The sequence below is a fragment of the Sphingopyxis sp. 22461 genome (assembly GCF_052044915.1).
Lineage (GTDB): Bacteria > Pseudomonadota > Alphaproteobacteria > Sphingomonadales > Sphingomonadaceae > Sphingopyxis.
In genome coordinates, this window is sequence record NZ_JBQENY010000005.1 from 237,748 (window position 1) to 250,894 (window position 13,147).

Sequence of the window (13,147 nt, forward strand, 5' to 3'; positions counted from 1 at the left end):
TGCCTCGATGGGCGCATGAGTATAGTTTTGGGACAAGTCGGGTCGCGCCGGAACTGGGGTAGTCATCATGGCATTGGCGCTTGTCCTTGCCGCTGCAGCGACACCGATCCTGTCCTGTCCAGGCGGCACGATTGAAACCAAATGCACCGCCGCGGAGGTGACGGCGAAGATCGCGCTGACCCGCGCGCGCGTCACCAATATCGCGCAGCGATGCCTCTACGACTTCGGCGGGAAATGCAGCGTCGAAGCGAGCGGACGGATCAACGGCCGCGATCCCGGCACCAGCTTGCTCTGGCAGAAAATGCTCCTCGCGCCGCGCGACGGGCCGCAGGCGCGGATGCTTGTGCTGCTGTCGCAGGACAAGGCAGGGAAGGCGGCGCTTGCGGGGTTCGCCGAAAGCTCGGGATCGATCGGGACGCCCGATCTGGTGGTGGACGATGGCAAGCGCCGGCTGATCCATGTCGGCGGCACGCTCGCCGGCAGCGGCGGCGGCAACGCCGATGCGCTGTTCGTCAGCGACGCCGCTGCTCCCAGATGGCGCCGCGTCGACCTGTCGGACTGGTCGGAGCAGGGCGGCAAGCTGCTGCCGACGGGCTATTGGCTCCGCGGTCCGGCGCAATTCGCCTTCGATGAGATGTTTGCTTTGGTGCCTGTGGCGCGCGACGGCGACGGCGAGTGCTGCCCGCGCGGCGGCAACGCCTTCTACGATCTCGATATTCAGGGCGACCGGCTGGTGTTGACGCGCCTTCGCTTCCAGCCCATGCAGCCACTGGGGCGCGACATAGAGGTCACCGCCGGGACATTGGAAGACTGATCTGCACCGGGATATGGCGCTGACTTTCGACAGCTGGGACGATGTGGTCGCGTTCGCGTGTGCGCTTCCCGATGTCGAAATGCTTTCCTTTTATGGCACCCCCTGTCCGAAGCTCAACAGCAAGGCGCTCGCCTCGCCGGGGCGCGAGTCCGGCAGCTTCGCCGTGATGTGCAAGCCCGACGAAAAGGAAATCCTGCTTGAAACCGATCCCGACACCTTCTGGCAAACACCCCATTATGAAGGCTGGCATGCGCTGCTCGTCCGCTTCGGATCGGACGATCCCGATCGCGTCGCCGATGTCATCCGCCGGGCCTGGTGGGATCGCGCAAAGAAAGCGCAGCGGCAGGCTTTCGGCGATCGCCCCTGACCTGCTGCGCGTCCTCGGCGCTGCGCTCCTTGCCGGTGCCGTGCCCGCAGCGGCGCAGGCGCCGAAACCCAATGCCGAGCTGAACCGCGCATGGGCGGCGGGCTATCGCGCGGCCTTCGTCTGCTCGTCCTTGTGGAACGGCGCGGGCAAACCGGTCGAGGCGATCGAACGCGACGAACTCACCGGCATCTACCCCGAGATCGAGGCCGATGTCCGTGCGCTGAAGGCCGATGTCGACGCCGGGGCGAAGCGGGTGAGCGTGCGCTATCGCGACGACATGCCGCCGCGGATCGCGGAATGGAGCGGGCGCGAGGGCTGCGTCACCCTGCCGATCGGCGCGCAGCCGGCGGCGATGCCCGCCACCGACCGCCGCGCTGACCTCGACGCCCGGCCGTGGCCGATCGGCGACAAGGATGCGCGCCGGCCGGCGCCGAAGGGCAAGAGCCGGTTCGCCGACACGGCCACAAACATCGACAGTTTCGGCGGCCGCACCAGTTCGCTGCTGATCGTCAAGAGCGGCCGGATCGCATTCGAACATTATTGGGGCGGGCACGATATCCACACCGCGCAGCGCACTTTCTCGGTCGCCAAATCGATGGCCGCGACCTTGATCGGCCATGCGGTGCAGCAAGGCGCGATCGACGTGACGAAGCCCGCGTTGATCGCCGAATGGCAGTCGCCGGGCGATCCGCGCGCGGCGATCACCACCGAACAGCTGATGCGTATGGCGAGCGGCCTCATCAGCGACACCGCGGGCAACCGCAGCGATGCCATCTATATGGGCGGCGCTTCGGTGCGCCAGTGGACCACGCAATGGCCGCTGCTCAATCCGCCGAACACGCATTATCGCTATGCGAACAACGACACGCTGCTCGCGACGCTGTCGCTGAAGGCGGCGCTGCAAAAGGCGGGTACGCCGCTCGACCCCGCCGCCTTCTTCGACCGGCTCGGCATGACGCGCACCTTCGTCGAACATGACAAGGATGGCGACTATATCCTGTCGAGCCAGGTGTGGACGACGGCGCGCGACCTCGCGCGGCTTGGCCTCCTTTATCAGAACGACGGGATGTGGCAGGGCGAGCGCCTGCTCCCCGCCGACTGGCGCCGCTTCGTCACGACGCCCAGCGGGCCGCAGCCCGACGGCGCGTTCGGCTATGGTGCGGGCTTCTGGCTGCTCAATAAGTCGGAGGGCGTGCCCGCCGATGCCTTCGGCGGCTTTGGCAACCGCGGCCAATATGTCATCGTCATCCCGTCGCGCGAACTGGTGATCGTGCGGCAGGGTTATGACGACGACAAGACCCGGCTCGACATCGCAAAGCTCGTCAAGGCGGTCGTCGCCGCCGACAGCTGATTATTCGAAGGGCGGGTAGCGCTCGAACGCGGGCAGGTCGTTCAGCTTTTCCATCCAGCCGATGCGCTCGGCGGTCTGGATCTGCGCCTGCGCGGGGATGAGGTCGGGATCGTCGAGCGTCGCCGTCTGCACGTCGATCTGGCCCGGAAAGATCGCCTCGTTCGAATAGAAGAGCCCGGTGCCGCAATCGGCGCAGAAATGGCGGCGGCCATGCTCGGACGAGGCGTAGACCTTCGCCGTGCCATCGATCTCGATCTCATCGTTTCCGACGAGCGCCCAGCCGACGAGCGGTGCGCCCGAATGGCGGCGGCAGTCGCTGCAATGGCACAGCGCATGATGCTGGACCGCGGTGGTCATCGAATAGCGGATCGCGCCGCAATGGCATTGGCCGCTGGCACGGGGGGCTTGCTCGCTCATCACTCTCTCCTCGAGGAATCGAGTGGAGAACATAACATAAACATATGCGCCGTGACAATGGCGGTGCCGGCCAAAATCGGCTTAATCGCCCAGATCGACCTGATGCTGCTGCGCCCATGCCTGATACTGGCCGCGCGGGTCGGATGACGGCTGGGCCAGGATCGCCGCCATGTCGGCGCGCAGCGCGCCGAGGTCGAGCGAGCGGATCATCGCCTTCACCGGGCCGACGCCGGCGGGGGTGATCGACAGGCGTTCGATGCCGACGCCGAGCAGCGCCATCGCCTCGAGCGGGCGGCCGCCCATTTCGCCGCACACGCCGAGCGCGACCTTCGATCCCGAAACCGTCCGCACGACGCGCGCGAGGTAACGCATGACCGTTGGCGACAGCCAGTCATAGCGTTCGGCGAGCCGCGGGTGCGCGCGGTCGGCGGCGAACAGGAACTGCGTCAGGTCGTTGGTGCCGACCGACAGGAAGTCGAGGTGCGGCAGCATCAGGTCGAGCGTTTCGAGCAGGCCCGGCACTTCGAGCATCGCACCATAGCGGATCGCGACCGGCAATTTCTTGTTGTGGCTTGCAAGCCACGCCCGCTGGCCGACGAACAGGTTGCGCGCGGCCTCATATTCCCAGGGTTCGGACACCATCGGGAACATGACGTTGAGCGTGCGCCCCGCGGCCGCCTCCATGAGTGCGCGCGCCTGGACCTTCAGCAGTCCTTCGCGCTCGAGCGCCAGGCGCAGCGCGCGCCAGCCCATCGCCGGATTTTCTTCCTGCGCGCTGCCCTCGACATTCATATAGGGCAGCGCCTTGTCGCCGCCGATGTCGACGGTGCGAAAGATCACCGGCCGGTCGCCGGCGGCGTCGAGCACGTCGCGATAGAGCCGCTGCTGGCGGTCGCGCGAGGGCAAGGTTGCCGACACAAGGAACTGGAATTCGGTACGGAACAGCCCGATCCCGCGCGCGCCGGTCAGGTCGAGCGCGGCGACGTCTTCGCGGAGGCCCGCGTTGATCATCAACTCGATCGGTACGCCGTCCTTGGTGACCGCGGGCAGATCGCGCAGCGACGCGAGGTTGGCGCGGCGCTTTTGCGAAATCTCCAGCTTGGCGTCGAACGCATCCTGCACCGCCTGCGTCGGCCGGACGTGCACCGATCCCGCCGCCGAATCGAGCAGCAGCAGATCGCCTTCGCGGATCGACGCGCGCACGTCGGCGACGCGGCCGATCACCGGCACCCCCATCGCGCGCGCGACGATGATCACGTGCGCCGTCAGCGATCCTTCCTCGAGCACGACACCCTTCAGGCGGCGGCGGTCATATTCGAGCAGCTCGGCGGGGCCGAGGTTGCGCGCGATCAGGATCGAATCCTGCCGCAGTCCGCCCATCTGCGCCGCGGTGCCCATCTGCCCCGACACGATGCGGATCAGCCGGTTCGACAGATCTTCCAGATCGTGCATGCGGTCGCGCAGCAGCGGATCGTCGATCTGGCGCATCCGCATGCGGGTGCGCTGCTGGACGCGTTCGATCGCCGCCTCGGCGGTCAGGCCGCTGTCGATCGCCTCGTTGATCCGGCGCGACCATCCCTCGTCATAGGCGAACATCTTGTAGGTCTCGATGACCTCCTCATGCTCGCCGCCGACGCCGAAATCGGCCGAGCTCGCCATGCGGTCGATCTGCTCGCGCATCTTGTCGAACGCGGCATAGACGCGGTGTCGTTCGGCCTCGGTATCGTCGGCGACGGTGTGCTCGATCGTGATGCGCGGCTGGTGGAACACCGCGACCCCGGCGCCCATGCCGTCGACCAGCTTCTGGCCGTTCAGTCGCTGCGCCGACTGATCGGCGGCGGCGGCGTCGGTGCGCGCGGCGGTATCGACCAGGTCGGCGTTGGCGATCAGTTCGGACAGCACCATCGCGACCGTCTGCAGCGTTTCGATCTCGATATCGTCATACCGGCGCGGATCGCTGTGCTGGACGCACAGCACGCCGACCGCGCGCTCGCGGCGGATGATCGGCACGCCGGCAAAGCTGTGGAACAATTCTTCGCCGGTTTCGGGGCGATAGGAAAAGTCGGGGTGCGCGGCGGCTTCGTCGAGGTTCAGCGTCTCGATCTGGTCGGCGATCATGCCGACCAGCCCTTCGCCAAGGCCGAGGCGCGTGACGTGCACCGCCTCCTGCTTCAGCCCCCGGGTCGCATAAAGTTCGAGCGCGCCATCGCGCAGCAGGTAGATCGAACAGACCTCGCTATCGAGGCATTCGCCGATAATGCCGACGACCTGATTGAGCTTGCCCTGCGCATTGGAACGCGATGCCATGACCTCGTGCAACCGGGTCAGGATGGTGCGCGCCGACTGGGCGGCCGACGAGGGCGGTGGCGGGGCGTTGGTCATCGCAATCCTGCTAACAGAAGGATGCGGTGCGCGCCAATACCCCGCGCGCGATTGTCGAATTGATTCCGATGCCGTTCGAAGCCGGCGTCAGTGGTTACCCGGCGGAACAGTCACGGAAGCGGTCGGTCCGACCGGCGATACTGGCGCCGGGATGTTCATGATCGCCGGCCTCGGCGCATATTTCGCATCCCACGCGACGGCGTCGACCTGATACTGGGCATAGGCCTGATAAAATTCGTTGAACGGCTCGTCGAGCCGCGCGAGATGTGCGGGTGCCTGTTCGACGAGCTGCGCGGTCGGGGTCGACGACACGACCTGCGCGATCTCGTTGGCGCGCGCGCAGAAACCGCGCTGCGCCGGCGGCTGCGCGAAATAGTTGAACAGCTGCGTCGACAGGCGGTCGCGCGGCGCGATGCCGTTGTTCTTATTTTCCTTGCCGAGCTGGGTGATGACGCTCTTCTCGGTCGACTTGATCACCTTGCCGTGCGTCTTGATGATGTTGTTGTACGCCGAAATAAGCGTCGTTTCCTCGAGCCCGCGGCAGCCGATGGCGGCGACGTTGAGGCCGATCTTGAGCTGCCAGAAGGCACGGTCGCCGGTCACGCCGCTGTTCGCGGTGACGAAGCGCCCGTCGATCCCGCGGCCGGGCAGTATCTGCGTCACTGCAGCATTGCCCGGCGGCATCGGCCGCGGCGGGATGACGACCGCGACGGGCGGCGGCGGGGGCGGGGGAGGCGGCGGGGGCTTCGGCGCACAGGCGGCGACGCTCGCCAGCAGACCGGCTACGATGATCTTACGCGACAAATTCATGACCCACTCCCCATCCGCATATTATGCGGGATCAACCCCGAGCGTGCAACGCCGCTTCGGCCTGTTGCACCAGAGATGCGACGATTGCTGCGGCGCTCTCTTCTTCGGATACCATACCGACAGATTGCCCTGCCATTAACGAACCATTTTCGACGTCGCCGTCGATCACCGCGCGGCGCAGCGCGCCCGCCCAATAATGCTCGATTTCAAGCTGCGCTTCCATCATGTCGACGTCGCCCTTGTCGAGCTTGTTCGCGACTTCGCGCTGCTTGGCGGTGAAGGCTTCGGTCCCCGCATTCTTGAGCGCGCGGACCGGAATCACGGGCAGGCGCGGGTCGATCTGGACGCTCGCGATGGCTTCGCGCGCCGACGCGCGCATGAACGCCTTTTTGAAATTGGGATGCGCGATGCTCTCGGTCGCGCAGACGAAGCGTGTGCCGAGCTGGACCCCCGATGCGCCCATCTCCAGATAGGCGGCGATCGCTTCGCCGCGGCCGATCCCGCCCGCGACAAAGACCGGAACCTCATCGGCCAGGGTGGGCAGGATTTCCTGCGCCAGCACGCTCGTCGACACCGGGCCGATATGGCCGCCGGCCTCCATCCCCTCGATCACCAGCGCATCGACGCCCGAACGGACGAGCTTCTTCGCGAGCGCGAGCGTCGGGGCGAAACAGATGACCTTCGCGCCCGATGCCTTGATCGCCTCGAGGCTGCCTTTGGGCGGCAACCCGCCCGCGAGCACGACATGGCCGACCTTATGCTTCGCGCACACGTCGATCAGTTCGAAGAGCTGCGGGTGCATCGTGATCAGGTTGACGCCGAAATTGCGCTTTGCCAGCGCCTTGGTCGCCGCGATTTCGGTGTCGAGAAGCTCGGGCGTCATCGCGCCGCACGCGATCACGCCGAACCCGCCGGCATTGCTGATCGCGCTGACCAGATGGCGTTCGGAAACCCAGCTCATCGCACCGCAGAGAATGGCGTAGTCGCTGCCGAGAAGCTCGGTTCCGCGGGCCATCAGATCGTTAATTTTGCTCATTGAGCCAGCCTTTGCCAGCACTGGGACTCGCGCGCAATCCCTAGCGTCGTTGCGCCGGTCCGCCTGTCGCACACTTGAATCCGTTCGCCGCGGTCCGTTTGGCGCAACAACCCAACCTTTCGGCGCAGAAAGCAAATCAATCATTGTCTACTAAATTACTTGGCATATGCTTGGCCGGCGAATCCACGAGGGAAAGGAAATATCATGAGCGCTATCAACGAAGTCGCCAAAGGCGGCTCCGAAGACGTGCCGCGCGCCATTCAGACCGTGCTCGAAGCACTCGACAAGCTGAAGTTCGGTGCGATCCAGCTGACCGTGCATGAGGGCCGTCTTGTGCAGGTCGATGTGACCGAGCGGCACCGCTACCCCAACTGAATTTTTGAGCTCCCAAAGGGGACATGCGTCCCCACTTGCCGCAGACCGGACCGCCGGATGTGGTGATTTCTTTGCAACAGGAAATGACCCATGACTGCGAAATATCCTTCGGTCCGCCGCCGCGTGCGGGCCTCGTCGCTTACCTTGTCCTTCTTGCTCGCGTGCGCCGCGACGCCCGCCGCGGCGCATGAGGCTGCGGCGTCCGACGATGCCGGGGCGGCAACGTCGGCGGCCGCTGACGATGCCGCAGCGCAGGCCGAGGGCGGCAGCTATGGCGGCGAAATCATCGTCACCGCACGCCGCCGCCAGGAAACCGCGCAGGACGTCCCGATCGCCATCTCGGTCGTCGCGGGCGAACAGATCGACAATACGGGCAGCTTCAACGTCGGCCGCCTGACCCAGCTGGCGCCGACCCTGCAATTCTACTCGTCGAACCCGCGCAACACGGCGGTCAACATCCGCGGCATCGGTGCCCCGTTCGGCCTGACCAACGACGGGATCGAACAGGGCGTCGGCATCTATGTCGACGACGTCTATTATTCGCGGGTCGCCTCTTCGACCTTCGACTTCCTCGATGTCGCGCAGATCGAGGTGCTGCGCGGGCCGCAGGGCACGCTTTATGGCAAGAACACCACGGCCGGCGCGATCAACATCACGACCAACCAGCCGACCTTCGATTTCGAGGGCAAGGCCGAGGTCAGCATCGGCAATTTCAATTTCAAACAGGCGAAGGCCGCGATCTCGGGCCCGCTGTCGGACACGCTTGCGGCGCGCATCGCGGTGTCGTCGACCAGCCGCCGCGGCACGATCTATAACGTCACCAGCGACCGTTGGACCCAGAGCCAGGACAATATCGGCATTCGCGGGCAATTGCTGTGGCAGCCGAACGACGACCTCAGCGTTACCCTTTCCGGCGACTGGAACAAGCAGGACGCGGTGTGCTGCAGTTCGGTATTCGTCCGTACCGGCGCGACGCAGCGTCCGCTGAACCGTCAATATGCCGCGCTCGCGGCGGCGCAGGGCTATGTGGTGCCCAGCACCAATCCCTATGACCGGCTGACCGACCTCGACGCGAACCTCAATGCCGGCAACGAGATCGGCGGCGCCGCGCTGCGCGTCAAATGGGACATCGGCCCCGGCACGCTGACCTCGGTCACCGCATGGCGTTATTGGGACTGGCAGCCCGAAAACGACCGCGATTTCACGGGCCTGCCGATCGTCACCAAGTCGCAAAACCCGTCGCAGCAGGACCAGTATACGCAGGAATTGCGTTACAATTACACCGGCGACCGCTTCGATTTCGTGCTCGGCGGCTTCTATTATTACCAGCGCATCGACACGCAGGGCACCGAGGCGCACGGCCCGGCGTCGAGCCGCTGGACGCTCAACCCGACCAGCGCGCTCGCCAACAATCCGGCGGTGCTGAACGGGCTGACCGCGATCAACACCCAATATCTGAAGAACACCAGTGCGGCGCTGTTCGGTCAGGTCAGCTGGAAGGTCACCGACCAGTTCACGATCCAGCCGGGCGTTCGCCTGAACTATGACAAGAAGGACGGATTCTATCAGCGCCGCGTTTTTGCGGGCGATGGCACCCCCGTCGTTTTCGGTCCGACCGACGCGATCACCGTCGCGCGGCTCGGCGTATTCGCGCCGCAGGAAATATCGCCGTCGTTCAGCGACTGGAACTTCAGCTATGACCTGACCGCGACGTACAAGGCGACGCAGGATCTGCTGTTTTACGCCACCTATGCCAAGACGTTCAAATCGGGCGGCATCAACCAGAATGGCGTACCGAGCGACGCCGCGAACAACCCGATCCTCGACGCGGCAACGGTGAAGCCCGAATCGGTCAACCATTATGAAGCGGGCGTGAAAGCCGAATTCCTCGACCGCGAGGTGACGCTGAATCTCACCGCCTTCCGCACCGACATCAAAAATTATCAGGCCAATGTGAACAATGGCCAGTTCGGGGTGCTGCGCGGCTATCTCGCCAATGCGGGCAAGGTGCGGACGCAAGGCGTCGAGTTCGACTTTTCGGCGCGGCCGAGCGAACGGTTCCGTTCCTATGTCAACGGCGCCTACACCGACGCCAAATACAAGCGCTTCGTCGACGCGCCGTGCCCCCCCGAACTTTCGGGCGGCACCACCGTCGGCGCGGGGCAGACGCCGGGTGCGCCCGGCCGGCCGGGGCTCAGCCCCGCGAATTGCGACATTTCGGGCCAGCGCCTGCCGGGCGTGTCGAAATGGGCTTTTTCTTTCGGGGCCGAAGCGAACGCCGAATCGAAGCTGTTCGGGCAGGATGGCCAATTTTATCTGGGATATGACGGCAGCTACCGGTCGCGCTTCTCGTCGAACCCGTCGCCGTCGGCCTACACCTGGATCGAGGGCTATTCGCTGTCGAACTTCCGCGCGGGTTTCCGCACCGAGAACGGCATCGACATCTTTGGCTGGGTCCGCAACGCGTTCGACAAGAAATATCTCGACCAGCTAAGCGTCGGGCCGGGCAACACCGGTTTGATCGTCGGCCTGCCGGGCGACCCGCGGACGTGGGGCGGGACGATCAAGGCGAGCTTCTGAGTCTCCAATTATCAGCGCCCAAATGAAAAGGGGCGGCCCGCGGGCCGCCCCTTTCTCATGCAGCCTGTGTCAGCGCTGCTGCGGGTTCTGGCGGCCCTGATCGGGACGCTGGTCGCTGCCGGGCTGGCGGTCTTGGCCGCCCTGCTGCTGTTGCTGGCGGCGCTGCTCTTCGTCGCGGTCCGCCTGCGGTTTCTTTTCATTCGGCTGGTTGGGGGTGTTAGCCACTTTCCATCTCCTTTTGCCGCGCAAAACATAGTCATGCGGCATTGGTTCAACCCGCCCCACCAAGCCGATGTTCCACCACTCGTCGCATTTTCGCCCGGCCGTGGCGGTTGCGCGACAAGGCCAGCGAACATCTTCGCGGCTGCGGCGTTGTAATCGGACCACTCAATCACTGAATTCACCTTATTCGTTTAGGTCGATTGGCCGGCGCGGCCTATCCTCCCCTGGTCAGAGCGAAAGGATGGTGTGACCGACTCGGTGCTTGCCTGCGCCGAAACCACCCGGCGACCTTGAAGTCGTCGGCTCGTCATGCGCCGGTCATCCGGCCGCGTCAGCATTCCCAAACCAAAAAGGCCCAAACCATAAAAGGAGAGACTGCATGAACGACCCCACCCCCATCGATCCCGCGGGCGGCTGCCCGGTTCACCAGCCCGGCGGCGCGCGTGCGCTGCTCGGCCGCACCAACAAGGACTGGTGGCCCGAGATGCTGGCGACCGAGATCCTCAACCCCAATGGTTCGTCGAACCCGCTGGGCGACGATTTCGATTATGCCGCGGCGTTCAAGTCGCTCGACTATCAGGCGCTGAAGGCCGACCTGACCGCGCTGATGACCGATAGCCAGCCTTGGTGGCCGGCCGACTATGGCCATTATGGACCCTTCTTCATCCGCATGGCGTGGCACGCCGCGGGCACCTATCGCACCGCCGACGGCCGCGGCGGCGCGAACAGCGGGCAACAGCGCTTTGCGCCGCTCGACAGCTGGCCCGACAATGGCAATCTCGACAAGGCGCGCCGCTTGCTGTGGCCGATCAAGCAGAAATACGGCAACAAGATCAGCTGGGCCGACCTGTTCATCCTCGCCGGCAATGTCGCGATCGAAAGCATGGGCGGCCCGGTGTTCGGCTTCGGCGGCGGCCGCGCCGACGTGTTCGAGCCCGAGCGCGACATTTATTGGGGCAGCGAAGACAAATGGGTGAACCAGGGCGTGCAGACGCGCATCTCCCCCGAACATGGCATGCACGAGATCGAAGGCCCGCTCGCCGCGATCCAGATGGGCCTGATCTACGTCAATCCTGAAGGGCCGCAGGGCAATTCGCACGACAATGAAGGCATGGCGCGCGACATGAAGGAAACCTTCGCGCGGATGGCGATGAACGACGAGGAAACCGTCGCGCTGACCGCGGGCGGCCATACCTTTGGCAAGGCGCACGGCAACGGCGACGCGTCGCTGCTCGGCGCCGCGCCCTCGGGCGGCGATCTCGCCGCGCAAGGCTTTGGCTGGGTCAGCGGCCATGAGAGCGGGGGCATCGGCGAACATACCGTCACCAGCGGCCTCGAAGGCGCGTGGACGAACACGCCCGACAAATGGACCGACAATTTCTTCCGCCTGCTGTTCGACTATGATTACGAACTGGTGCAGTCGCCGGCGGGCGCCAACCAGTGGCAGCCGATCGGCCAGAAGGAAGAGGATATGGCCCCCGCGGCCTGGGATCCGAACATCAAGGTCCCGACGATGATGACGACCGCCGACATGGCGCTAAAGCGCGATCCGGCGTACCGCAAGATCAGCGAAAAATTCCGCGACGACCATGACGCGTTCCGGGATGCCTTCGCGCGCGCCTGGTTCAAGCTGACCCACCGCGACATGGGACCCAAGATCCGTTACCTCGGCCCCGAAGTGCCCGCCGAGGACCTGATCTGGCAGGACCCGATCCCCGCGGGCACCCGTCCATCGGACGTCGATGTTGCGGCGGTGAAGGACAAGATCGCCAACAGCGGCCTGACCGTCAGCCAGCTGATCAAGACCGCCTGGGCGTCGGCGAGCACCTATCGCAAGTCCGACTTCCGCGGCGGCGCCAACGGCGCGCGCGTCCGGCTCGCGCCGCAAAAGGATTGGGAGGTCAACGAACCTGCCATGCTCGCCAAGGTGCTGGATACGCTCGACGGGCTGCGCGGCAATCTGTCGATCGCCGATGCGATCGTGCTCGGCGGCGTCGTCGGGCTTGAAAAGGCGATCAAGCATGCGGGCTTTAGCGTCGCGGTGCCCTTCACCGGCGGCCGCGGCGATGCGACCGACGAGCAGACCGACGCCGACAGCTTCGCGGTGATGGAGCCCGAGGCTGACGCCTTCCGCAACTATCTCGGCAAGAAGAAGCTGGCGGTGAAGGTCGAGGAGATGATGCTCGATCGCGCCTCGCTGCTCGGCCTGTCAGTGCCCGAAATGATCGTGCTGATCGGCGGGCTGCGCGTGCTCGGCGCCAATCACGGCGAGCGCGGGCATGGCCATTTCACCAAGCGGTCGGGCCAGCTGACGAACGACTTCTTCGTCAACCTGCTCGACATGACCAATGTGTGGAAGGCCGTCGACGGCTCGGACGATCAGGAATATGTCGCGACCGACCGCAAGGGCGGCGGCGAGACGTGGCGCGCCACCCGCGCCGACCTGATCTTCGGCTCCAACGCCGAACTGCGCGCGGTCGCCGAGGTCTATGCCGAGACCGGCCATGAAGAGAAGTTCGTGAAGGACTTCGTCAAAGCCTGGACCAAGGTGATGAACGCCGACCGTTTCGACCTCGCCTGATCTTCTGGCGCCGCTGTCCCCGCNGACAGCGGCGGCCGTACAAGACGACGGGTCGCGGCCCGCCCCCGGGGACATGGGCCCGGGGGCGGGTCTTTCTTTTTTGGGTGAGGGTGCGGCTCCGCAGCTGATCGACGCAACGCGGCGTTTCACCGCAAGCAATGTTAACAATGTCAATTTATCCTTGACGCCGACGCGATCTGCAACCAATGTTT

General features: G+C 65.2%; 11 protein-coding genes. 6 read left to right on the top strand and 5 right to left on the bottom strand.

What is annotated here, in order from left to right:
* Positions 1-67 precede the first annotated feature (67 nt).
* Genes ACTJI5_RS10595 through ACTJI5_RS10605 form a run of 3 tightly spaced genes read left to right on the top strand, consistent with a single transcriptional unit; the run spans position 68 to position 2,532 of the window.
* The gene (locus ACTJI5_RS10595; protein ID WP_310255388.1) at positions 68-814 is read left to right on the top strand and encodes a hypothetical protein; all 747 of its coding nucleotides are present in this window, start codon (positions 68-70) and stop codon (positions 812-814) included.
* Positions 815-827: 13 nt separating this feature from the next.
* Positions 828-1,181, top strand: a complete 354-nt coding sequence (locus ACTJI5_RS10600) for an MmcQ/YjbR family DNA-binding protein (protein WP_440860263.1) — start codon at positions 828-830, stop codon at positions 1,179-1,181.
* The gene (locus ACTJI5_RS10605; RefSeq protein WP_440860264.1) at positions 1,111-2,532 is read left to right on the top strand and encodes a serine hydrolase domain-containing protein; all 1,422 of its coding nucleotides are present in this window, start codon (positions 1,111-1,113) and stop codon (positions 2,530-2,532) included. The genes ACTJI5_RS10600 and ACTJI5_RS10605 overlap by 71 nt, the downstream gene beginning before the upstream one ends.
* Here ACTJI5_RS10605 and ACTJI5_RS10610 read toward each other — a convergent pair whose 3' ends face one another.
* The 4 genes from ACTJI5_RS10610 to ACTJI5_RS10625 form a co-directional block, all read right to left on the bottom strand.
* Complete coding sequence (locus ACTJI5_RS10610) at positions 2,533-2,949, bottom strand: GFA family protein (RefSeq protein WP_137894325.1); 417 nt, start codon at positions 2,947-2,949, stop codon at positions 2,533-2,535.
* 81 nt (positions 2,950-3,030) lie between these two features.
* Positions 3,031-5,331, bottom strand: a complete 2,301-nt coding sequence (gene ptsP / locus ACTJI5_RS10615) for a phosphoenolpyruvate--protein phosphotransferase (protein ID WP_058537176.1) — start codon at positions 5,329-5,331, stop codon at positions 3,031-3,033.
* A gap of 87 nt (positions 5,332-5,418) precedes the next feature.
* Positions 5,419-6,141 carry a hypothetical protein gene (locus ACTJI5_RS10620; protein WP_440860265.1) on the bottom strand — a complete coding sequence of 241 codons (723 nt, stop codon included), beginning with the start codon at positions 6,139-6,141 and terminating at the stop codon, positions 5,419-5,421.
* Between the two features lie 31 nt (positions 6,142-6,172).
* On the bottom strand, positions 6,173-7,177 hold the full coding sequence (locus tag ACTJI5_RS10625; RefSeq protein WP_137893436.1) for an NAD(P)H-dependent flavin oxidoreductase: 1,005 nt from the start codon (positions 7,175-7,177) through the stop codon (positions 6,173-6,175).
* 204 nt (positions 7,178-7,381) lie between these two features.
* Between ACTJI5_RS10625 and ACTJI5_RS10630 the strand changes: the two genes are divergently transcribed.
* Together ACTJI5_RS10630 and ACTJI5_RS10635 are read left to right on the top strand one after the other, a co-directional pair.
* Positions 7,382-7,552, top strand: coding sequence for a YezD family protein (locus ACTJI5_RS10630; protein ID WP_081940683.1), 171 nt, complete (start codon positions 7,382-7,384; stop codon positions 7,550-7,552).
* 90 nt (positions 7,553-7,642) lie between these two features.
* Positions 7,643-10,132 (top strand): TonB-dependent receptor, encoded by a 2,490-nt coding sequence (locus ACTJI5_RS10635; protein WP_440860266.1) that lies wholly within the window; start codon positions 7,643-7,645, stop codon positions 10,130-10,132.
* 69 nt (positions 10,133-10,201) lie between these two features.
* Here ACTJI5_RS10635 and ACTJI5_RS10640 read toward each other — a convergent pair whose 3' ends face one another.
* Positions 10,202-10,357, bottom strand: coding sequence for a hypothetical protein (locus tag ACTJI5_RS10640; protein WP_440860267.1), 156 nt, complete (start codon positions 10,355-10,357; stop codon positions 10,202-10,204).
* Positions 10,358-10,733: 376 nt separating this feature from the next.
* On the opposite strand from ACTJI5_RS10640, the gene katG reads away from it, so the two are divergent.
* Complete coding sequence (gene katG / locus ACTJI5_RS10645) at positions 10,734-12,935, top strand: catalase/peroxidase HPI (RefSeq protein ID WP_440860268.1); 2,202 nt, start codon at positions 10,734-10,736, stop codon at positions 12,933-12,935.
* The last annotated feature ends 212 nt before the right edge of the window (positions 12,936-13,147 follow it).

What these genes read in the sequence shown, in the direction of transcription:
- ACTJI5_RS10600 (WP_440860263.1), top strand. Translation starts at nt 828, where the DNA reads ATGGCGCTGACTTTCGACAGCTGGGACGATGTGGTCGCGTTCGCGTGT.
- ACTJI5_RS10635 (WP_440860266.1), top strand. Translation starts at nt 7,643, where the DNA reads ATGACTGCGAAATATCCTTCGGTCCGCCGCCGCGTGCGGGCCTCGTCG.
- ACTJI5_RS10610 (WP_137894325.1), bottom strand. Translation starts at nt 2,949, where the DNA reads ATGAGCGAGCAAGCCCCCCGTGCCAGCGGCCAATGCCATTGCGGCGCG.
- ACTJI5_RS10605 (WP_440860264.1), top strand. Translation starts at nt 1,111, where the DNA reads ATGTCATCCGCCGGGCCTGGTGGGATCGCGCAAAGAAAGCGCAGCGGC.
- katG (WP_440860268.1), top strand. Translation starts at nt 10,734, where the DNA reads ATGAACGACCCCACCCCCATCGATCCCGCGGGCGGCTGCCCGGTTCAC.
- ACTJI5_RS10595 (WP_310255388.1), top strand. Translation starts at nt 68, where the DNA reads ATGGCATTGGCGCTTGTCCTTGCCGCTGCAGCGACACCGATCCTGTCC.
- ACTJI5_RS10620 (WP_440860265.1), bottom strand. Translation starts at nt 6,141, where the DNA reads ATGAATTTGTCGCGTAAGATCATCGTAGCCGGTCTGCTGGCGAGCGTC.
- ptsP (WP_058537176.1), bottom strand. Translation starts at nt 5,331, where the DNA reads ATGACCAACGCCCCGCCACCGCCCTCGTCGGCCGCCCAGTCGGCGCGC.
- ACTJI5_RS10630 (WP_081940683.1), top strand. Translation starts at nt 7,382, where the DNA reads ATGAGCGCTATCAACGAAGTCGCCAAAGGCGGCTCCGAAGACGTGCCG.
- ACTJI5_RS10625 (WP_137893436.1), bottom strand. Translation starts at nt 7,177, where the DNA reads ATGAGCAAAATTAACGATCTGATGGCCCGCGGAACCGAGCTTCTCGGC.